26 protein-coding genes are annotated in these 20,370 nt (G+C 65.7%); 4 read left to right on the top strand and 22 right to left on the bottom strand.

The window, feature by feature from the left end; translation table 11 throughout:
* The first annotated feature begins 217 nt into the window (after positions 1–217).
* A complete protein-coding gene (locus ACZ5Y5_RS06915; protein ID WP_464810423.1) occupies positions 218–850 on the top strand; it encodes a glutathione S-transferase family protein in 633 nt (210 codons plus the stop codon).
* 55 nt (positions 851–905) lie between these two features.
* Here the strand turns inward: ACZ5Y5_RS06915 and ACZ5Y5_RS06920 are convergent, their stop codons facing one another.
* On the bottom strand, positions 906–1,640 hold the full coding sequence (locus ACZ5Y5_RS06920) for a Bax inhibitor-1/YccA family protein (protein ID WP_464810424.1): 735 nt from the start codon (positions 1,638–1,640) through the stop codon (positions 906–908).
* 117 nt (positions 1,641–1,757) lie between these two features.
* Here ACZ5Y5_RS06920 and thpR point away from each other — a divergent pair, with 117 nt between their 5' ends.
* On the top strand, positions 1,758–2,303 hold the full coding sequence (gene thpR / locus ACZ5Y5_RS06925; protein ID WP_464810494.1) for an RNA 2',3'-cyclic phosphodiesterase: 546 nt from the start codon (positions 1,758–1,760) through the stop codon (positions 2,301–2,303).
* A 27-nt stretch (positions 2,304–2,330) separates the two neighbouring features.
* On the opposite strand, the gene ACZ5Y5_RS06930 is transcribed toward thpR, so the two are convergent.
* From ACZ5Y5_RS06930 to ACZ5Y5_RS06985, 12 genes are all read right to left on the bottom strand, one after another.
* A complete protein-coding gene (locus tag ACZ5Y5_RS06930) occupies positions 2,331–2,882 on the bottom strand; it encodes a superoxide dismutase family protein (protein WP_464810425.1) in 552 nt (183 codons plus the stop codon).
* A 224-nt stretch (positions 2,883–3,106) separates the two neighbouring features.
* Positions 3,107–4,195, bottom strand: a complete 1,089-nt coding sequence (locus ACZ5Y5_RS06935; protein WP_464810426.1) for an OmpA family protein — start codon at positions 4,193–4,195, stop codon at positions 3,107–3,109.
* Positions 4,196–4,372: 177 nt separating this feature from the next.
* Positions 4,373–4,876, bottom strand: coding sequence for a DUF2793 domain-containing protein (locus tag ACZ5Y5_RS06940; protein ID WP_464810427.1), 504 nt, complete (start codon positions 4,874–4,876; stop codon positions 4,373–4,375).
* 45 nt (positions 4,877–4,921) lie between these two features.
* Positions 4,922–5,673, bottom strand: a protein-coding gene (locus ACZ5Y5_RS06945; protein ID WP_464810428.1) for an IS5 family transposase whose coding sequence is annotated in 2 segments (ribosomal slippage) — positions 4,922–5,337 and positions 5,337–5,673 — 753 coding nt in all. Because the reading frame shifts where the segments join, the coding sequence is not laid out codon by codon here.
* A gap of 54 nt (positions 5,674–5,727) precedes the next feature.
* Complete coding sequence (locus ACZ5Y5_RS06950) at positions 5,728–7,923, bottom strand: GTA baseplate fiber-binding domain-containing protein (RefSeq protein WP_464810429.1); 2,196 nt, start codon at positions 7,921–7,923, stop codon at positions 5,728–5,730.
* Positions 7,911–8,321 (bottom strand): peptidoglycan endopeptidase, encoded by a 411-nt coding sequence (locus tag ACZ5Y5_RS06955; RefSeq protein WP_464810495.1) that lies wholly within the window; start codon positions 8,319–8,321, stop codon positions 7,911–7,913. The genes ACZ5Y5_RS06950 and ACZ5Y5_RS06955 overlap by 13 nt, the downstream gene beginning before the upstream one ends.
* An 8-nt stretch (positions 8,322–8,329) precedes the next feature.
* Positions 8,330–9,145 (bottom strand): DUF2163 domain-containing protein, encoded by an 816-nt coding sequence (locus tag ACZ5Y5_RS06960; protein WP_464810430.1) that lies wholly within the window; start codon positions 9,143–9,145, stop codon positions 8,330–8,332.
* Positions 9,142–11,472 carry a DUF2460 domain-containing protein gene (locus ACZ5Y5_RS06965; protein WP_464810431.1) on the bottom strand — a complete coding sequence of 777 codons (2,331 nt, stop codon included), beginning with the start codon at positions 11,470–11,472 and terminating at the stop codon, positions 9,142–9,144. The genes ACZ5Y5_RS06960 and ACZ5Y5_RS06965 overlap by 4 nt, the downstream gene beginning before the upstream one ends.
* A complete protein-coding gene (locus ACZ5Y5_RS06970) occupies positions 11,469–12,020 on the bottom strand; it encodes a tail tape measure protein (protein ID WP_464810432.1) in 552 nt (183 codons plus the stop codon). The genes ACZ5Y5_RS06965 and ACZ5Y5_RS06970 overlap by 4 nt, the downstream gene beginning before the upstream one ends.
* An 81-nt stretch (positions 12,021–12,101) precedes the next feature.
* Entirely contained in the window at positions 12,102–12,296 is a 195-nt protein-coding gene (locus ACZ5Y5_RS06975; RefSeq protein WP_464810433.1) for a phage tail assembly chaperone, read from the bottom strand.
* Positions 12,293–12,616 carry a gene transfer agent family protein gene (locus tag ACZ5Y5_RS06980; protein ID WP_464807940.1) on the bottom strand — a complete coding sequence of 108 codons (324 nt, stop codon included), beginning with the start codon at positions 12,614–12,616 and terminating at the stop codon, positions 12,293–12,295. The genes ACZ5Y5_RS06975 and ACZ5Y5_RS06980 overlap by 4 nt, the downstream gene beginning before the upstream one ends.
* Complete coding sequence (locus ACZ5Y5_RS06985) at positions 12,613–13,020, bottom strand: phage tail tube protein (RefSeq protein WP_464807941.1); 408 nt, start codon at positions 13,018–13,020, stop codon at positions 12,613–12,615. The genes ACZ5Y5_RS06980 and ACZ5Y5_RS06985 overlap by 4 nt, the downstream gene beginning before the upstream one ends.
* Before the next feature lie 55 nt (positions 13,021–13,075).
* Here ACZ5Y5_RS06985 and ACZ5Y5_RS06990 point away from each other — a divergent pair, with 55 nt between their 5' ends.
* Positions 13,076–13,405 carry a hypothetical protein gene (locus ACZ5Y5_RS06990; protein WP_464807942.1) on the top strand — a complete coding sequence of 110 codons (330 nt, stop codon included), beginning with the start codon at positions 13,076–13,078 and terminating at the stop codon, positions 13,403–13,405.
* Between the two features lie 211 nt (positions 13,406–13,616).
* Here the strand turns inward: ACZ5Y5_RS06990 and ACZ5Y5_RS06995 are convergent, their stop codons facing one another.
* From ACZ5Y5_RS06995 to ACZ5Y5_RS07035, 9 genes are all read right to left on the bottom strand, one after another.
* Complete coding sequence (locus tag ACZ5Y5_RS06995) at positions 13,617–14,015, bottom strand: DUF3168 domain-containing protein (RefSeq protein WP_464807943.1); 399 nt, start codon at positions 14,013–14,015, stop codon at positions 13,617–13,619.
* On the bottom strand, positions 14,012–14,239 hold the full coding sequence (locus tag ACZ5Y5_RS07000) for a hypothetical protein (protein WP_464807944.1): 228 nt from the start codon (positions 14,237–14,239) through the stop codon (positions 14,012–14,014). Before ACZ5Y5_RS07000 ends, ACZ5Y5_RS06995 begins: the two co-directional genes overlap by 4 nt.
* Entirely contained in the window at positions 14,206–14,745 is a 540-nt protein-coding gene (locus ACZ5Y5_RS07005) for a head-tail connector protein (RefSeq protein WP_464810496.1), read from the bottom strand. The genes ACZ5Y5_RS07000 and ACZ5Y5_RS07005 overlap by 34 nt, the downstream gene beginning before the upstream one ends.
* A gap of 69 nt (positions 14,746–14,814) precedes the next feature.
* Positions 14,815–15,927, bottom strand: coding sequence for a phage major capsid protein (locus tag ACZ5Y5_RS07010; RefSeq protein ID WP_464807945.1), 1,113 nt, complete (start codon positions 15,925–15,927; stop codon positions 14,815–14,817).
* Between the two features lie 137 nt (positions 15,928–16,064).
* Positions 16,065–16,478 (bottom strand): HK97 family phage prohead protease, encoded by a 414-nt coding sequence (locus tag ACZ5Y5_RS07015; RefSeq protein ID WP_464807946.1) that lies wholly within the window; start codon positions 16,476–16,478, stop codon positions 16,065–16,067.
* Entirely contained in the window at positions 16,475–16,795 is a 321-nt protein-coding gene (locus ACZ5Y5_RS07020; protein ID WP_464807947.1) for a DUF6127 family protein, read from the bottom strand. The genes ACZ5Y5_RS07015 and ACZ5Y5_RS07020 overlap by 4 nt, the downstream gene beginning before the upstream one ends.
* Before the next feature lie 22 nt (positions 16,796–16,817).
* Complete coding sequence (locus ACZ5Y5_RS07025; RefSeq protein ID WP_464807948.1) at positions 16,818–17,945, bottom strand: phage portal protein; 1,128 nt, start codon at positions 17,943–17,945, stop codon at positions 16,818–16,820.
* Between the two features lie 145 nt (positions 17,946–18,090).
* A complete protein-coding gene (locus ACZ5Y5_RS07030) occupies positions 18,091–18,429 on the bottom strand; it encodes a hypothetical protein (protein WP_464807949.1) in 339 nt (112 codons plus the stop codon).
* 60 nt (positions 18,430–18,489) lie between these two features.
* A complete protein-coding gene (locus ACZ5Y5_RS07035; RefSeq protein ID WP_464807950.1) occupies positions 18,490–19,824 on the bottom strand; it encodes a DNA-packaging protein in 1,335 nt (444 codons plus the stop codon).
* 85 nt (positions 19,825–19,909) lie between these two features.
* Between ACZ5Y5_RS07035 and ACZ5Y5_RS07040 the strand changes: the two genes are divergently transcribed.
* Positions 19,910–20,359, top strand: a complete 450-nt coding sequence (locus tag ACZ5Y5_RS07040) for an acetyltransferase (RefSeq protein WP_464807951.1) — start codon at positions 19,910–19,912, stop codon at positions 20,357–20,359.
* The last annotated feature ends 11 nt before the right edge of the window (positions 20,360–20,370 follow it).

Below are 20,370 nucleotides of genomic sequence, written 5' to 3' on the forward strand. Positions count from 1 at the left end.
GGACCTGTTCGGATTGAGGCGCGAGGCGCCGACAAATCCTCGGCGTCCTCTGCGCCTCCGCGCGAACAAACATTCACGGCGCTTCACCCCTCCTTGGAGTGCTGGTCGCTAAATGCTGGCATCACAAACAACGGACATATGTCGCCGGTTGCCACCCCTTCAATCCTTGGCCATGCTGGCCGGGCTACCGCATCTACCGCCGGTGAAGGAGTCTCCCATGCCCGCCGATATCACCTTTTACACCAACCCCATGTCACGCGGGCAGATTGCTCGCTGGATGCTGGAGGAAGTCGGGCAACCCTATGAAACGGTGGTGCTGGACTATGGTGATGGCGGCATGAAGTCGGCCGACTATCTGGCGATCAACCCAATGGGCAAGGTGCCTGCCATCGTTCATGCCGGTAAGATCGTCACCGAAGCCGCCGCGATCTGCGCCTATCTGGCCGACGCCTTTCCCGCGGCTGGGCTAGCGCCACCCACCAACAGCCGCGCCGATTACTATCGCTGGCTCTTCTTTGCCGCAGGGCCCGTTGAGTCCGCTGTCACGAACAAGGCGCTAGGCTTCGCCGTGCCGGAAGGCCGCGACAGGATGATGGGCTATGGAACATTCGACCATGCCATCGACGCACTGGAGCGCGCCGTTTCAGTGCCCCGTTGGATTTGCGGGGATCAGTTCACCGCTGCCGACGTCTATGTCGGCGCGCAAGTGGATTGGGGCCTGACCTTCGGAACGATGCCGTCGCGCCCCGCTTTTGAAACCTATGCCGCTCGCCTGCGGGAACGGCCCGCCTATAAGCGGCAGAAGGAACTGGACGGCGCGTTGATCGCCCAGATGAAAAAGCCTGAATAAGAAAAAGGCCCGGTGAAATGATCCACCGGGCCTTTTCAACCATTTTGTTCAGCGCTCAGTCGCGATTGCCCATGAAGCGCAGCAGGAACAGGAACATGTTGATGAAGTCGAGATAGAGGTTCAGCGCCCCCATCACCACCGACTTGCCAACCATCTCCGTGCCCGCCACATGGACATAGATGCTCTTGATCTTCTGCGTGTCATAGGCGGTCAGGCCCGCGAACAGCAGCACGCCGATGAAGCTGACCACCATGTCCATGGCACTGGAACGCAGGAACAGGTTGATGAGCGAGGCTACCAGCAGCCCCACCACCCCCATGATCAGGAAGGTGCCGAAGCCCGAAAGGTCGCGCTTGGTCGTATAGCCCCAAAGGCTGAGACCAGCAAAAGCCGCCGCCGTCGCGAAGAAGGTCTGGGCGACTGAGGTGCCGGTATAAACGAGCAGGATCGACGAGAGCGACAATCCCATTACCGCCGCATAGGCCCAATAGAGCGCCTGCGCGGTCACGGTCGATAGACGCCCAATGCCAAAGCTCAACACCATGACAAAGGCCAACGGCGCGAACATGATGACATATTTCAGGATGCCGGGACCCGCCAGGATCTGATAAGCCAGACCGCTGGAGGCAAACAGCATCGCGACGATGCCGGTCAACAGCACGCCACTCGCCATATAATTGTAAACAGACAGCATATAGCTGCGCAGACCGGCGTCGAACGCCTCCCCACGCGCTACCGTCGTCCCGCCGAAGCCGGCTACGCCCGAGCGGGGATCAGACCAATTGGCCATGAGATAATCTCCTTCGCCGGCACAGTCCGCCGGTTTGCCTATTATCGGCGCATATCGTCGCCAATTCAAGTGAGCAGCGGCCTTAGCTTGCGGCCGCAATCGTCCTATATCAGCAGCATGCACCGCCTCTTCGTCGCCATTCGTCCCCCGGCCGAAATCCGCGCCAAACTTTTGTCGTTGATGGGCGGCATCGCTGGCGCTCGCTGGCAAGATGACGACCAACTGCACCTCACCCTTCGCTTTGTCGGAAACGCCGATACGCACCAGGCCGATGATCTGGCCGCAGCCCTGAACAGCATCCGCTTCGCTCCCTTCGCGATTTCGCTTTCCGGCCTTGGACAATTTGAGCATAAGGGACGGGTCGATACCCTATGGGCTGCCGTCGAGCCGCGCGATACCCTCGCCCAGCTGCATCGCAAGGTTGATCGCGCCTGTGTCAGCGCTGGTTTCGCCGCAGACGACCGAGCCTATCTGCCCCACATCACGCTTGCCCGCTTCAACCGCATCGGCGGGGTGACAGACAGCTTCATGGCGAGCCATGCCGGCCTCTCCAGCCCGCCGTTTCTGGTCAACAAATTCATGTTGTTTGAAAGCCATCTGACGCAAAGCGGCGCGCGTTATGAGATGGCAGCCGTCTATCCAGCCGATCCGCCCGCCATTTGAACAGGCGAGATCAGCCCCGCACTGCCCTCAGCTCGCCGACAAGATTCCGCACGCAATCCGACCGCCCGCATTGCCTGCGGGATCGCTCTTGTTGTCGTCAGCTTGAGCGTGGATCACAACAGCGGCGCCATCGGCATCCAGCAAAGGATGAGGACCTGTGCGCAGCGTTCCGCCCTGGATGAGATATTCCATCTGACCTGATCCGTCGGGACCCGCTGTCAGGTTTGGCATGTCGCCCATATGCATGCCGGCTGGGTTATCCCTGCCATGCTGCCGGCCGGTCGGGTTCCAATGGCCGCCAGCACTGGTGAAATCAGGCGGCGTGCAGGTGCCCGTCATATGGACATGAACCGCGTGAACGCCAGGAGTGAGGCCATTCGCACGGACCGCGACGCGCAGACCTGCCGCCGTTTCCGTCACGGCCGCATCCCCCCGGCGTGATCCATCCGCCGCCAGCAACGGAGCGGTTGCAGAAGGCGCAGCGGCCGATCCTGCATTGTTCATGCTTCCATCCGCACTCGCGCAAGCGGCCAAAAAGGCAAGCAAGGGCAATGCAAAGACAAGGTTTGGCTTGTTCATGATCAAGGCATCTCCGGGCAAAGCATAACTGGCGAACGCAGCAAGAAGGCGTTTGTTGCGGATATAGTTCATGTTGCCAAGCGATCTTCGCACCTCTCACGGCGCTGCCTAAGGATCAGCTTGGACTCCACAGTCTTGGAACACGCCTGATGGCCAAAGGAAAAGGGGCCGGTCTTTCGACCAGCCCCTCAACCTTGTTCCATCCGCGAGGATGAAAATCTTGCTTACTGACCCGAACCCGGACCGTAAGTGATTTCCACGCGGCGGTTCTGCAGTTCGCGGACACCGTCGGCGGTTTCGACACGGGGGTTCGATTCACCGAACGCCTGGGTCGTCATCACACCATCGGGGATGCCCTTCGAAGCCATGTAGGCCTTGACCGCGTCAGCACGGCGCTGCGAGAGGCCGACGTTGTACGAGGCCGAACCCGAACGGTCCGCATAACCTGCCAGCATGACCTGGGCGCTGCCGCAGTTGCTGTATGCCGAAACCGCGTTGTCCAGAATGGTGGCGGCGTCAGGCGTGATGTCCGACTTGTCCCACTCGAAGAAGACGATGTACGGCCCAGGGCTGCACTCTGCAACCGGCGGAGGCGGCGGCGGAGGCGGCGGAGGCGGCGGGGGCGGCGGCGGGGGCGGCGGCGGAGCAGCCGGTTCACCACCGAAGTTGTAGGTCAGACCCAGCAGCAGGCTGTGGGTACGCAGCTTCGTATCCACGTCACCGCCAGCAACGCCAACAGAGGTCGTGTAAGCCGGGACGAGGTTGATGTTGTCCTGGTTGAAGAAGCGATACTTCAGCGAGACGTCCAGGTTGTTGGTCAGCGGATAGCGGACGCCAGCAAGCGCCTGCCAAGCGAAGCCAGTGTCGCTGTCGTTGACCAGGTCGTTCGCCAGCTTGGCGCGCGACACGCCGACGCCGCCGCCGACGAAGCCCTGCAGGCCATCATCTGCGCCGAAATCGAGCAAGCCGTTCAGCATGAAAGAAAGAGCCGACGCCGAACCGCCGAAACCGCTCTTGTCGAGATCGACCTTAGCGCGCTTATAGCCGGCTTCAGCTTCCAGACGGAAACCGCCGAAGTCATAACCGATGACCGCATCGCCGTCCCAACCCTTGTGGTAGTCCACATTGTCCAAGGTGGAGCTGGCGGTGGGGAGGCCCGTAACGGGATCACGGCCGGGGGTGAAGGTGATGTCCTGGTCTTCGACAAGCACGACACCGGAATCGATTCCGATGTACCAGCTGTCGTCACGCGCCAAGGCCGGGGTGGCCAGGGCGCTGGTCGCAAGCACAGCCGCGAGGGCAAGCTTCCGCATCTGAATTCCCCTTTCAATAGTGTCACGAAGGACTGCTGAAACCATGTATCGGCAAGAAAGTTTCATGGCAAGTCCACATTTGGTGAAACTGTTGCACAAATACATCATGCCCCGGCTACAACCCCACCCGTTAAGCATTTCCTGTGCTCTCCATTGTAAAAGATGGACAGCTGCAAGTCATGAATCGATCAATCCGTGGATGCGCATCGCGGACAGGATGGAGCCGATTGCGTCGCGAGCTTCAAGGTCGGGATCAGTGCCCCCGGCCGGGTTGACGATCGCCGCCTGGCGCGGCCCTACCACGCGCAGGCCCTCGACATAAACTCCGTCGCCGCGAACCGCTCCCTCGCGCCACGCGCCCCCGTCATGGAACATCGAATATCCCCTGTCCGCGACCCAGAGCCTCAAGCCCCGCTGAGGCGCGGCAAAGCGCCACCCACCCTCGGTCCAGCAGGCAACGTCACCCTCCCGTCCGGCCCATTCGCCTGTCCCGCCTCCCGCCACGATCCAGCACTGCCCCAATGCCGGTGCGGAAGGAGGCGCACTTTCGTCCGCGCTTTCCGCCTGACCGTGCAACAGCATGTCGATGCGCGCCAGCGCCTCATTGTGAAAGATTTCCTTTTGCGCCTGACCCGCAAACAATTGCGGCAGACCCCATCGCGGGGTCGTTTCTATGGTCATTGTCTAAATTCCCTTCCCGCTTGAGCTATTAAGGCTTGTGGGGATTCATCGTGAACTGATGACGGCTGCTGCGAGGTAGATCATGGCGGAGAAGCTGCGATCCGTTTTGCAGGCACGCATTGCGATGCGTTTGAATTCCTTGAGTTTGCAGAAGAAGTTCTCGATCAGGTGGCGCCACTTGTACATTTCGGTATCGAGCGGGATGGGTTTGGCCCGTCGCGGGTGCTGGGAGATGACGATCTTTGCGCCTCGCTCGTTGAGATCGGCGACGATCTCGTTGCTGTCGAAGGCTTTGTCGGCGAGCAGCGCCCCGAATTCGATGCCTTCGATAAGGGGAGCGACCCCTACGGTATCGAAGCGATGGCCAGGCATCAGATGGAAACGCACAAGGTTTCCCAGAGCATCGGTCAGCGCCAGTATCTTGGTCGTCATTCCACCTTTGGAGCGGCCAATGGCCTGGCGCGAAGTCCCCCTTTTGCGCCCTGACCATGCCGGTGCACCTTGACTATAGTAGCATCGACCATGGCATATTCCATGTCCGGCTCATCCGACACAGCATCGAATATCCGTTTGAAAACATCGGCTTCCCGCCAATCCCGAAACCGCCGGAACGCCGTGCTCCAGTTACCGAATATCGCAGGCAAATCGCGCCACGGACTGCCCGTCCGCACGATCCATAACACCGCTTCCATAAACAACCGGTTGTTTCTGCCGCTGCGCCCCGGGTCTGTCGGCTTGCCCAGGCAGTGTGGTTCCATCTGCGCCCATTGGGCATCGGTCAGTACAAAGCGATCCATCCAAAGCCTGAATCACATCTACCGCAAAATGGGAATCCTAAATCCCCACAAGCCTTAGAGTGACAGTTCAATCCGCCCCGGCCGGCCCAGCGCAAAGGCGCCGATCTGCCGAACCTCGATCGTCACCATGCTCTCGCCATCATCAGCGATCGCCGCCGCATCATAGGTCCAGGCGGGAGACGCCGTTTCCACCCGGCGCAGCAAGCTCCCGCCGTTCAGCACGCGGAGCTCGTGACGCTCGCTTTCCTCGCCAAGCGGCACATCTGCGCCACTGACCCAGCGCCACCCGCTTCTGCTGCGTCTCACCCAACTGAGGTTCCAGCCGCCTGCTCCATCCGATGCGGCGCGCACATGAACCGGAGCGACCGGCGTCACAGCTTCACCGCTCACCGTTAGCGCCGCTTCAACCGGCTCTGCATCCCCAATTCCCACGGCCGCCAGCCGTAGCATGCTGCCGATCTCGCCGCTCGCCTGCCCGGCAAAGGGTTCGACCAGCCGCTCCTCCTCGATCAGCAGGAACCGCTCGCCAGCTTCATGCTCCGCCGCCGCCCAGTCCGTCCCGCACAGCCCGCGCCGCAGCCCTTCAAGCCGGAAGCTCGCCGGGCCGGTCTGCACCGCGCGCGAAAATTGCAGCAGCTCCCGCCCTACCAGACAAAGATTGCGCCCCTGCGCCAACGCCGCTTCGTCGGCATCGCCCAGTTCCATGTCAGCGGCCAGCAACGTCACATGAAGGGTGTTAGCCGCATCGATCAGCGTGCAACTCCCCGCGCGCAGCGCCTCGTCCGCCTGCCCCATCACGGCGCGCGGAGCGGTGAGCCCGACTGGAGAGGCGTCACCCGTATCGCTCATCGCGAGCAGCGCCGCACTCCGCCACCCCGCCCCGCCGCTGGCTGCAGCAACGATCAAAGGAGCGACGGCCGCAGCCTCCCGCAACGGCGGCAGATCGACCAGCATTAAAGATGTCGGCCCATGCGGCGCATCCGCCTGCCGCACGATCGCGCCGGACGACGCCCCGGACCGCAGCACGCCGCCCGCGCCCGGCACCCGGCGCAGCGCGAGCCGCACTGCCATGGCTTCCCATTCGCGCTCCTCGATCCGCCAGCGGCCTGGCCTTCCCTCGACGGTCACCAAGTCTCCGGCGTCATGACGCAGCGCCTCCCAACCGCAGCGCAGCGTCATGGATGCCCGCCCGGCCCAGCCATGGCTCAACCGCCGCGCCGCAAGTTGCCGGCCGGCATCGGCCGACATGGTGACGGGCAAATCGATCCCCTGCTCCGCTCGCCCCGACCCCGGACGGCTCACGCGCTGCACGCCTGCCTGATAATCGCGCGCCGGATCATAATGGCGCAAGGACAGCGCCAGCGGCACCCTCTCCGCCCCCTCGCCGGATTGCTCGACAGGATCGACAGCCCGCCCGTTCACCCGCCTGCACAGAACAACGGCGCTGATCTCCGCAGCCGCTTCCTCGACGCTCGTACCCTTGAGCCGCAACCCATCCTCATCGGCGGCAAAGGCCAGATCCCAGGCTTCCACCAGCGGCGCGATCGCGTCGCCGACATCAGCGCCACCTGCGGCAAAGCCGGTAATCGCCTCCGCAGCCGCCGCGTCGAGCGCCCCGCCGCTCAATTCCGCCGCCACCGTCTTGATTAGAACCGATCCGTCATCCGCCTCGACCTCGAACGTCAGCGAGGGGATACGGTTGCCATAGTCGGCAAGCTGCAGATCCTCGAACACCGCATAGGCGATCCCGCGATGCGCAGGCGTCCGACTGATCCCTTCCGCCGAAGCGATCAACGGATCGGCGGCCTGATCCTCTCCGCCCAGATGCAGGCGGAACGCGTTCAACCCCGTCTTGAAATCGCCCGCCGCCCCGCGCAGCAGATTGCCATCCGCCCATATCCGCCGCACCGCCCGCACCCTTCGCGCCGACAAAGCCACCGCAAAGCTGGCCGAATAGCTATAAGTCGTGACGCTCGGCCGCCCCTTGCCGCCGCCGCTCTTGTTCTTCTTCTCCTTAAGGTCCGTCGCCCAGATGACCGATCCTGCCGCGCGCATCGTCCCGAACAGCTTCGGGATCTGCGCGCCATAGGTCGATGTCTGCAACTGCAGGTCCGCCAGCCGCCTGCCTTCGCGGCCCTTGGGCTTGAACAGCACCGCCTGGTCAAAGCTGCCGCCGATCAATCCGCCGATCGCTCCGCCTAGTGGCCCGCCAATTGCGGTGCCCAGCGCCGTCAGCACTAAAGTCGCCATGTCTCCTCCTGTCTCGTCCGCCAATGACCGATCACCGGCCAGGGGGACGGCCCCGGCGTTTCGACCACGCGCCCCAACCCCGCATGGGCATGCACATGCCCGCCCGGCACCAGGATCATCAGATGCAGTTGCAATGGCCCCGGCCGCACGAGCGCCAGATCGCCGGCCCTGCCTTCGGGCACTACTGCCAGCCCCGCTTCGCAAAGCCAGGCGCGCGCCAGAGCCTCATCCCCGGACCGCAGCCCATATCCGCGCGGCACAACGCCCCGATGCCCTGCTTGCATCAGCGCCAGCGCCGCCAGACCCACGCAATCCACGCCTCTTTCAGCACTGCGCCCATGAAGCCGGAATGGAACGCCCACCAGATCGCGCGCCGCCGCGACGATCCGGTCCTCCATCGCCTCGCTCACGCGCCAGGGTAGCGGGTCAGCAGGTCCGTCCCCGGCAGATAGGGCTCGCCCCTGAAGTTCACGACATTGGCAAAGCGCGTCCGGCATGTCTCCAGCTGCCGATCGCACCCCTCCGTCAGCAGCGCCAGCGTCCCCGCCTCCACCGCGAAGGCGGGTGGATCGGCCAGCGTCAGCCCGCTCGCCCCATTATCCACCACCGCCTGCACCGCGCCAGCATTAGGCCCGGTCATCCAGCGCAGCGTGCCAAAGGCATAAGCCCCCGCCACCAGCCCGGAGGCGCTGACCTCCACATCGTCAACGCCATCCACTGCCACGACCTTCCGCCGCGCCGCCAGATCGACCCGGCACTGCCGGTCCCCCAGCCGGGCGCGGCAATCGGGCGAAGTCGACGGCGCGACCGGCGTCTTCAGCACCGCCATCGCCCCCACCAGTTCCGCCGTAAAAGCCCCGCCCTTGCGCGCCACGCTGCCAATCTCGCCCTTCGCCAGCAGCAGCCACATCTCGCCCGGAGCGTCCCACTCCGTCAGCCGCAACTCCAGCGCCGCGCCATCCCAGCGCCCAGCCATCAAATCCGCCTCGCTGATCGCATCCGCCACCAGCGCACCCTGCAGATCGGTATCGCTCCCCTCCGCCGTGATCCCGCTCCGGATCGCCGAGGGCATCACCCCCGGCGCAGCGCGATAGCGGACATGGCCGATCTCCAGATCGCGATCATGGCTGGTCAGCCCGATCGTCACCCCGTCCCGCCGCTCCAGCCGCCAGCAGAAGGCGAGCGTCGCCAGCACCTTGTCCAACGCCTCCAGCCCGCTCATTCGCGGATCTCCACCAGCGGCACCGAAGGCGCTTCGCCCGCTGCAAAGGTGGCGCGGTTGATATCCAGCCGGTCCTCGGCAAAGCGTACTGGCACATCGAAACGAAAGCCCGCCGTCAGCACAACGCCAGCAGCCGGAGCTTCGTCAAAGGCGACGACCCCCAACCCCGCATGACTCCACCCCTCGGTCAGTTCGACGCCATCCACCGCCACGCGGATGCTCCCCGCCACCGGCCGCGTGATCCGCCGCACCTGCGCCTCCTCCCCCGCGCCATAATAGCGTTGCAGCGGAAACTCCGTCCGCACCCCATCGCCGATCCCCAGCCGTTGATCCAGCGCGCCCGGAACCCCGCCGATCCCGCAACTGCGATCATCATAGGGATCGGTAAAACGAAACCCCCGCGCCGCCCCCCGCCGGGCCCGGAAAAAGGCGACCAGGGCTCCGATATCCGCTTCGGACCGCACCCCCGGCCCCGCGTCGAAGGACAGCCGCGCGTCGGCCCAGTCACTGCTCCGCCGCTCATGCCCCGAAGGGCTCTCGACGATCTGCGTCGAAAAGGTGGGAGCCAAACTCGCCTCCCGCCCGATGCTCAACGGAAAAGCCACATCATCAAAGGCTTGCATCTCTTCCTCCCCCTGAAGTCTGAAGCAGGTGAAGCCATCCCGCGCCACCTGCGGCAGCGCCCACACAAAGGTCGCCGCCGTCCCCCGCCGCACAGCCGCTCCCGCTGCATCAGCGATCCGTCGCCATTGCGCCGCCTGCTCGGGCATCAGCACGAAGCCCGAAAAATAATGCTGCTCATCGACTGGGTAGCCCAGCCGCGCCGTCGCCAGCTCGATCCCGCGCGCGGTGCGGCTCGGCCGCCCCTCCGTCACCCAGTCATAATCTTCCAGCTGCAGCACATCGAAAGCGGGCGAGGCCCACCCCACCGGCATGTTCGCCCGCTTGGCTTCCGGCGCCAGCGGATCAAGTACCGTCGGCAGATAGGCCAGCAGATGCGTCACCGCCCCCGGCGCCACCCCCTTCACCCAGGCACAAATCGCCGCCGTCGAAGACGCCAGCACCGCCCCTGCCTGATCCAGCAACGCCTTCTGCGCCCCGCTGAGCGTCCCCCGCACATCGGGAATGGACACCGGGCTCCCCCCAAAGGCCGCCCGCGCCGCACCATCATAAATGCAGATGCGCCCATCCGCAGGCATCACCCACCACCAGGGCTCGCCCACCTGAAACTTGATCGCTATCCCTGCCGCCAAGCCGATGGAGACAAAGGCCCCCGCCACCAGCCGCAAATAGCTCATCGCGCCTTCATGGGCAGGTGACAGCAAGGTCGATGGCGGCGACCAGCCAGTCAGCGCCGGATCGCCATTCTCCGCCCGCTGCTTCCAATCGTTCCAGCAATGCGCATCCAGCAGCTCATAGGAAAGCGACCAGATCACCCCCAGCCCCAGCGCCTTGGACCGCTGCGCAAAATCCGCATGCCAGGCCGCACAGGGCGTATTCAGCACGCCGCCTGCAAGGCTGATGTAGAATCCCCCGCCCAGCGGTTCGAGCCGGAAATAATGGCTCATCCCCACATAATGGTTGATGTCGCCGCGATAGCCGAGCGCATGGATCGACGCGACGATCCGCTCCGGCGTCTGGTTGAAGCAGTCATCATAGCCCGTCGCCATCGACAGGCCATGCTCGGGCAGCATCACATCCCCGACGCTCAGCACCGACCCCGCACCATCGCAGCGCAAGCCGGAGAGCTCGACCCAACCCTCGACGCCCGCAGCAAAGGGCGTGCTGGCTGCATCATAGCCCGGCGGCGCGAGCGATATGAACATCCGGTCCACATCGCCCGCCCACACCGGATCAGCCTCGCCCGGCAGCAGGAACCCGCCACTGATCGCAGCGAAATTCAGTACGATCTGCGCATCTTCCGCCGACCCGCTGGCATAGTTCCACAGCCGCACATACCAGGATCGTGGATTGCCCGCCGCATCGCGCCCCTCGATCGTCAGCGTCGGCCCATGTACCTCGTCCAGCCGCCTGAGCCCCCCGCTCCGCCAGCGAAAGCGCAGCACGCACTCCCGGAAATCCCGCGATGTCTCATAGGCCAGCAGAGTATGGCTCCACTTGTCGTCCGCCTCCCAGATCAGCCCTGCCAGATCCCCCGATCCGTAGAAGACTGCATCCACCCGCAAAGCATCCGGCGCGGTCGTCACCACGCTCGCCATCATCGGCCGGGGAAAATTGACGGTCCAATGCGTCGGTGCGAACCGCTTCATGAAGCGCTCATCCTGCCCCCGCCGCGCGTCCGCCAGCCAATAGCCAAGTCCACTCATCCGTTCAGCGCCCCCCTGACCGCCCGCGCCACCTGCCGCGCACTCCGCGCCAACAGCCGCGCATTGTCCCATCCCTCGCCGCGCCCCTGCACGGCGATGTTCACTCGCACATCACGCCCGCCAGCGCCGCCATGCGCGACCACCTGCCCGCTCGCCGTAGGGACAAACAGTTCCGGCCCCCGCTCGCCCACCACATAGGCGCGCCCCGGAGCCACCGGCCCGCCCGTAGCCCGCCCCGGCAGACCCAGCGCCGCCGCCCCCAGCGTCAGCAGGGAACCACCGACACCCCCGACGCTGGCCGCGCCCGACCGCACCGCGCCCGCCGCAATCTCCTCCAGCACCGACAGCGCGACCTGCTTCAGCTCCTCAAAGCCGAACCGCCCGCTCCGCACCGCGCGCAGCAGACCCTGCTCGATCCGCCGCCCAGCCCGCTCCGCGCCCGAAGCAAGCGGCCCTTCCAACTCCCCCCGCATCGCCTCCACATCACGCGACAGGCCCTGCGTATCCGCCCGAACCCGCACCACCAGCGTCTCGATTTCCTCGTCCATCCCAACCTCCAGGAGCCAATGACAAAAGCCCCTCCCCTTGAGGGGAGGGGTTGGGGGTGGGGCGTGCCCCAATCGCCATCCTCAATCCGGCATCACGCCCCTAAGCCGCTCCAACTCCCCCTTATCCATCCCCACATCCGGCTCCTCCTCGCCTCTCGCCGCCTGCAGCACCGCCTCCAGCTCCACCGGCGTCGCGCGCCAAAACTCATCCGGCCGCCAGCCCAGCAACCATCCCGCGACGCCAGCCAGCCGCGCCGCCGCTTTGAAAAAGCTCATCTTCCGCCCAAAATCTGTTTGAGAATGCCCCGCAGCACCGGCGACAGCTTCGCCAGCCCCGCCTCGACAATCGCCTCGCCCAGCGCCTCGCGCGTCAGCCCGCGCGGCGCATCGACCAGGCAATGCCAGAACAGCGCCGCAATATCGGTGAGGGACAGCTTCCCGTCCGCCGCCCGGTCGACGAGTTCGAACAGCGGCCCCAACTCCTCCTCCGCCGCCACCAAGGCAGCAAAGCTCGGCCGCAACCGCAATGTCTCGCCCGCAATCTCCAGCGCGGCCTCGCCCCTTGCGCCATTGGGCACCGCGTTCGCCCCCCTCATTCGGACACCACAGCGCCGGAGCTTTCCAGGCTCAGCGCATAGTTGCGCTCGCCATTATAATCGCCCGCATAGTCGAGCCGCGTCACCAGGAAGCGCCCGCGCATCCGCTCGCCGCTTTCGAAACTCAGCTCGAACTGCTCGATCGTCCCGGCCAGCGCATGGTTGCGGATGCGCACCTCGGCCGCCGATCCGGTGAATATGCCCGCCGCCGAAACACTGACGGACCGCACGCCCGCACCGGACAGCAGCTCACGCCAGCCGCCTGAATCCTTCGACGTGACGTTCACCGCCTCGCCATTCACGGACAGCTGCGTCGTGCGCATGCCCGCTACCGTCGCATAGGCCACCGGCGACCCGCCATCGCCGACTTTCAACAGAAACGCGCTTCCTTTTTCCACGCCCATGTAGCATTCTCCTGTGAGATAAACCGTGTCAGAATCGGGATTTGGAGAGGTTTGAATGCTTGTTTCAGCTCCCCTCATGTTGATGCTGGCCGCCGCCCCGCAGAGCGGCGACGCCGTCGGCGCGGGCCGGAAGGCCTATTCGGAATGTCTGTCGAAAGAGATTCAGCCGGCCCTCGATAAGAAGGTCTCGCTCAGCGAATTCCAATCAACGCTGAAGTCCAAGTGCAGCGCAAAGGAAGCCGCCTTCCGCGCTGCCGTCGTCGCAGACGACAAGTCCGGCGGCATGTCGGACAAGGACGCCCAGGCCGACGCCGACGATCAGATCGCCGAATATGTCGACAAGATCACCGGCGAGTTCGAGGATTATTCCCAACCCGGCGGTTGAGGCTGCGATCCTATCCGTTCGTTTCGAGCGCAGTCGAGAAACCGGAGGCCCACACAAATAACGGGTGGAAAGTTCTAAAAAAACCCGCTCCACTCAGTCTCCGTTCGCCCTGAGCCTGTCGAAGGGCATTCGCGCACAGACGTCGACATTCGAATGAGGCAGGTGACTCATTCGGACAGCCCGAACGAAAACTTGAAACGCTCGCCGCACTTCAAGACGCCACCACCCGCAGACGGTAATCCACCAACGCCTGCCAGCCATCCTTCTCCCGCGCCTTCATCACCCTCGACCGGATCAGCCGCACGCTCACCACCCGCCAGCCTGAACCGCCAGCGTCCAGCGCCTGCATCACCGCCTCGACCCGCCCCAGCAACGCCGCCAGCCGCCCCGGCGTCTCCCCCGCATCGTGCAGGCCAACCGTCAACCGCAGCTCGCGGCCATCCAGCCCCTTCGCGCCCCAATCGCCAGCGATGCACTCACCCACCACCGCATAGGGCACGCTCGCCCGCACCGGAGCGCCATCGAAAACCCCGTTGAGCGCGCCCATCAGCTCAGCATCCCCGCGCAATGCTGCAATCACCGCCGCCCGCACCACCAATTCCGCACTCATCCCCTGCCCCTCCCCGCCTCACGCAGCATGAGGTCGCTCATCCACCGGCGCAGCAAACCCTGTCCCGACAGCCGCACCGCCTCGCCCTCGACCTGCCCATCCTCAACCCCTGCGGCCAGCATCGCGCCAGCAATCTCCCGCCGCCTCTGCTCAGCCCGCGCCTCCACCAGCCGCACCAGCGCCGCCAGCTTCACGCCAGCCGCATCCGCCGCCACGGCCGCCACAGCGCACCCACCACGGCGGGCGGCGTCGCCACTTGACCTTCCCGCGCGGAAAAATGCTCCGCGGCGAGGCGCACGATGCCCTGCCGGATCGGCTCCGGCAGGCCCTCCGCCGCCTCCGCCATCCCGGCCTGATAGGTCACCGCCAACGCCCGCCGTCCATCCAGCGGCCGCGCCCTTACCCACCCGTCACCCGCAGCATCAATGTCGATCGCATAGGCATCCGCCGCCAGCGGAACGGCCTCGCCACCAGGCCCCACCGCTTCTACAGCGGATATCGCCACCACCGGCGTCGCCGACAGCCGCTGCCAGCCTCCATCCGCCCGCACCGTCTCCCGCGCCGCGCCTATGATCAGCCACTGCCCGACAAACTGCTCGCACAGGGCCGTCGCACTTTTCAGCAGGCCCTCAAGCAGCCCATCCTCGCCACTCCCGCTGATCCGCAGATAATCCTTCAACTCCTCCAGCGACGCCCCGGCCGCCCCCACTTCTTCCCGCACCAGCACCAGCCCCTCCCGTCAGCAAAGTCCGCCTGGGCGGCGAAAAACCGCCCAGGCGCAGTTGGATGAGGGCGCTGCTTAGGAAGCCGCGAACTTCATCAGCTTGATCGCTTCCGAATTGGCGACAGCGCCGCCGATCCGCTTCACCGCATAGAAATGCACGAACGGCTTGTTGCTGAACGGATCGCGCAGGATGCTCGTCTCGCTGCGTTCGGAAATCACATAGCCCGCCTGGAAGTTGCCAAAGGCGATGGAGAGCGATCCCGCGGCGATGTCCGGCATGTCCTCGGCCTCCACCACCGGATAGCCGAGAAGCGTCGCAGGCTGACCGGCGGCCAGCGAAGGCTGCCAGATAAACGCCCCGTCGCCGGTCTTCATCTTGCGGATGACCGCCAGCGTCGCCGAATTCATCACGAACACCGCACCCTGGCGGTAAGGCGCGCGCAGGCTCTGCACCAGATCGATCAGCTTGTCCGGACCCGATGCGCCAAAACTCGCCGATGCGCCCGAAGCCACATATTGCAGCGATCCGAACGCACGCACGCTATCCGCCTCATTGGTCGCCGTATAGGTCAGGAAACCCTTGGGCTTGTTCGTGCCATTGCCGTTGACGAAGGCCGCACCCTCGGCCGCGGCGAACTCGCGCGCAATCTCGCCCGCCAGCCAGCCTTCGACATCGAACTGCGCATCGTCCAGCATCGCTTGGCTAGCCGCCGGATTGGCATAAAGCTCACCCGATGGCGGCACGATTTCATTGAAGCTTGGGCTGGCCGTCTCGGCCCGTGCGCCCGTCTCGCTTGCCCAGCCCGACACGATGCCGCCCGAAGTCACCAGCTTGCGATAGCCCGCCGTGCCCGTCCGCACGACATTGGCGATCGAACGAATGGGCGAGATGCCCTTCAGCGTCGCATCGATGATCTGATCGATCTCGCGCGGCACCGCATAGCCGCCCGCCGCGCCGCTCGCGCCCGAAAAGCTCTTCAGCTCCACGCCCGCCTCAAGCCCCTGCCGCACATAACGCTCGACAAAGGCCGCCCGCTTGGGATCAAAGGCCCCACCTTTCACCCCGTCCAGCGCGGGCCGCTGCTGCTGCACCAGCGCGCCCTTCAGCGCCGCAATCTCCCCTTCAAGCGCCTCGATACGCTCACCCTGCACCACCGCATCAAAGCTCGCTTCCAACTGATCCGTCATCCACCACTCCTCGCTTAGAAACAAAAAAGGGCGGCCCCACCGGACCGCCCGAACAAATCCTCCCCATCGACAGATGGGGAGGGGGACCGCCAAGGGCGGTGGAGGGGAGCGCCTGCAGGGCGCTGCGACATTTGCCCCTACCCCTCCACCGCAATGACCCGCGCCCAAGGCTGCATCGGATGGGTCACCACGCTCACCTCCACCAGCTCCAGCGCCAGAAGTTCCCGCGGCGAAGTCCCCCGCGCCTCCCGCACCCGATAACCAAAGGACAACCCGTCCACCGCACGATCCTTCAAGGCCCGCGCCGCCGCCCGACCGGCCCCGGTCCGGCCCGAAACCCGCCCGATCACGCGCAGGCCCCGCGCATCCTCCTCGACCCGTTCCACCGTCCCGATCGCTTCACCCGGCAAATGCTGCCACAGGATCGGCACCCCCGCCGCCACACCCGCAAAAGCCCCCGGCCGCACCACATCGCCGCCATGATCGACCCGATCGAACACCGCCGCATATCCGGCGAACCGCACATCCTCGTGCGAGATTGAGCCCCTCATCCCCGCACCATCCCGATCAGCCCCGCCTTCACCGCCACCCCCAACAGCACCAGCGCCATCACGATCCGCACCGCCCAACCGACCACAGCCCCGCGCGCCGCCTTCTTCGCGTCGCGCCAGGCGGACAGCAGTTCGCGTAGCTCCCGCACATCCCCTTCCGCACTCCGGTCGGCCAGCCCCAGCCGCTCCAACGCCCGCCCCGCGCCCAGTTCGCTCGCCTCCTCGATCAGCGCGCGGATCATCACCATGTCCATCTGCCCCGGCGCGCCCTCGGCCTGCGCCACCAGCCGCGCCAGCATCTCGCCATCATATTTCATGACACCCGCCTCCCGCGTTCGATCAAATCCCCAACATCGCCCTCTTCTCATCCGCCGAGAGAAAGTCCGCGCTCGCCACCCGCTCCCACAAGGCCGTCCGCTCCTCTGACAAGGCAGGCACCGCATCCAGGTCGGCAGCAACCGTCAGCCCCGGCCACCACTCCTGCAGCCCCTGCGCCAGCCCGCCGCAGATCTTCGCCACCAGCGGCAAAATCGTCTGACGCCACAGCGCCTTGTTCGCCTCGCGATAATTGGCGTAGCTATTGTCGCCCGGCAGCCCCATCAGCATGGGCGGTACGCCAAAGGCCAAGGCGATTTCCCGCGCCGCCGCCGCCTTCAGCCCCACAAAGTCCATCTCCGCAGGCGTCAGGCTCATCGCCTTCCAATCCAGCCCGCCCTCCAGCAGCATCGGCCGCCCGGCATTGGCCGCGCCAGAGAAAGCCATCTCCATCTCCCGCTTCACCCGCTCGAACTGCTCCGGGCTCATCACCGATCCATCACCCGGATCATAGACCATCGCCCCGGAAGGCCGCGCCGCATTATCCAGTAGGGCCTTGTTCCACACCGTCCCCGCATTGTGGATCGCCACCGCCCCGGCCGCCGCGCCCACACAGCCCAGCCCATAATGATCGTCCAGCGGATGCAGCGCCTTCAGGTGCAGGATAGACGACCGTCCCGCCCCATCCTCAGGCAGCAGCCGCGTCACGCTGTCCCCGACCCGATACAGATAGGCCGCAGGCCACCCCCGCGCGTCCGCCTCCACGCTCACGCGCTCTGGCCGGAGCGCATATAGCTCGGCGGGCTTCCCATCCGCGCCCGCCATCACCTGCACATAGCCATTGCCATGCAGCAGCAAATGGCTCGCCAGCGTCTCGACCAGCCCCTGCCCCGCCAAACAGCGCGTCAGCAGGCAAGCCACACGCCCGCGCTCATCCTCGCTGACGCCGCCGACGGTCAGCGCCGTCGCCCCCGCGCCCTCCGTCACCAGCCGCAAGGCGCGCTGCGCCACGGGATTGCCGATCACGCCGCTCCGCACCTGCGCCTCATAGGAAGCAGGCCACTCCCCCAAAGCCACCGCGCCCGATCCCCAGGCACGCGCCAACACCGGCCGCGCGCCCGCGCGCGCCGCCTTCGCCCCAAAAAACTTCATGAAAGCCCCCACAAAAAAAAGGAGAGGGCAATACCCTCTCCTATTAACCGAGACGTCATCCTGAACTTGTTTCAGGATCCATCGCGCCGCTATCTGCTATCGCGCCTGGTGAGAAATGGCTGCCGAAAGCAGGTCAGGGCAAAGCTCAGGGATTGCGCGCCAACACCCGGTCACAAGCCGCATTCGTCCCCTCACTCTTCCCGATCACGCGACCGGCCACGGCCCCAGCCGCGCCCGCCAGCAGGGACTCACCCAAATTCCCGCCGGCCAGCGCACCCACGCCAGCACCGCCAGCCGCACCAATCACCGTCCCGCGATCGCGACCCTTCTTCGCCTGCAACAGGCAATAGCGCACCTCATCCCGGTCCCGCGGCGCAGCCCGAGCGATCCGCGCCCGCTCCTTGCCGTTGAGCGAGGCAGCCATGACCGGCGTCGCCACCAGCGTAACGCCCGCAGCTATCATCATGAATTTGGCCAGCTTCATTGCCGTCACTCCTCAAAAAATTGACTTGGGATAATACGCAAGACAGCCCAGCGCAGTTCCTCAAACCGCCCGCACCCGCGCATCCCCGCGCCGCCCCAGCATCAACTCGGTCAGCGCCCAAACCAGTGCATCGGCCCGATCCGGCGACCGGCCCGGACCCACATAGCCGCCACCGGCCACCAGCCCGCACATCTCATCCTCAAGGCGCCAGAAGGCCCCGCGATGCCGCACCCGCCCGGCCTCATACAGCGCCGCCACCGGCTCGGCCCGCGCCGTCTTCCCCCGGCTTGCATGCACCAGCCGCACCGGCAGCGCAGCCTCCGCCGCGCGCAGCACGCTTTCCACCATAGCCCCACCATTATTGGCCTCGGCGATCACCCGATCAGCCCCATGCACCGCCGCCGCTTGAGCCACAGCCCGCGCCCAGCCTTCTGGGCTCGCCTTTTCCACGCTCGCATCGGCAATCACATAAGCCCGTCCATCAGGCCCAAGCCCTGCCACGACGATCCCGCACGCATCGCCATGCGCCGACGCAGGCGGATCGACGCCCACCACCACGCGCGACAGCAACGCGCCGCCATCCTCCCGCTCGGGTACATGCGCCACCCGGCACCGCTCCAGCAGATCGCGGCTCCACAGCGCGCCCTCGACCTCGCCGATCAGCTCGCCGTCCAGCTCCTGCCGCCCCAGCCGCGTCGCGCCATAGCTCTGCTCCATCGCCGCCACGAAACCATCGGCAAGGTTCGCCACATTGTCCGCCGTCCGCCCCCGCGTCACGACGACATCAGCGCCCTCCCGCGCCACCAGCCCGCGTATCAGCGGCACCGGCCGCGGCGTCGTCGTCGCCAGCACGCGCGGCCGCTCGCCCAGCCGCATTCCCATCATCAGATTGTCCCATGCGGCCTCGCCGCACGGCCATTTGGCGATCTCGTCCGCCCAGCCATGGCTGAACTGCGGCCCGCGCAACGCTTCCGGCTCCGCCGCCCCGAACAACAGCGCCGTTGCACCATTTGGCCATATCAACCGCCGCAGCGCCGGCGAAAAGACCGGCCGGTTCCACCAGGGCGCAACCGACAGCAGTCCCGAAGGCCCCTCCACCATCACGCTGCGCGCCTCGCCCAGCGTCGCGCCCACCAGCGCGATCCGCGCCTGCCCGTCCCGCTCGGCAATGCTGCGCACCCACTCCGCCCCGGCCCGCGTTTTCCCAAAGCCGCGCCCCGCCATCATCAACCAAATGCGCCAATCGCCATCCGGGGCCAGTTGCTCGGGCCGCGCCAGCCATTCCCAGTCATGCGCCAAAGCCTGCGCCGCCGCGCCGTTCAGTCCCGCCAGCACCCGCTCGCGCGCTGCATCAGGCAGTGCCGCCAGTCGTTCAAAATCCGAAATTCCACCCATCCGGCCTAGCTCCCCTCGCCGCGCTCAGCCTTTCGTCCGTCGCCCGCCCCTTCGTTTGCGCCGCTTCGTCGCTATATGCGTGCCCATGATATCGATCCGTCCTGCCCGCGCCGCCGATGGCGCCCGCCTCATCGACATCTGGCGCCGCGCCGTCGATGCGACCCATGATTTTCTCCAGCCTACCGATCGCCACGCGATCGATCAGGAAGTGTCCGCCTTCCTGCCCCAGGCGCCCGCATGGCTCGCCACCGACGCGGACGACTGCGCCGTCGGCTTCATGCTGATCGACGGCACGCATATGGAGGCGCTCTTCATCGATCCCGACTGGCACGGCAAAGGCGTAGGCCGCTCGCTCGTCGAACATGGCCTCGCCCTCCATCCGGCCATGACGACCGACGTCAATGAACAGAATGAAGGCGCCCTCACCTTCTACGAACGCATGGGCTTCGCCCGCACTGGCCGCTCCGACCAGGACAGCCAAGGCCGCCCCTACCCGCTCCTCCACCTGCGATATGCGCCGGAAACCGGGCGCTGAAGCAGAACCTT

The organism is Sphingobium sp. TomTYG65 (assembly GCF_055395525.1).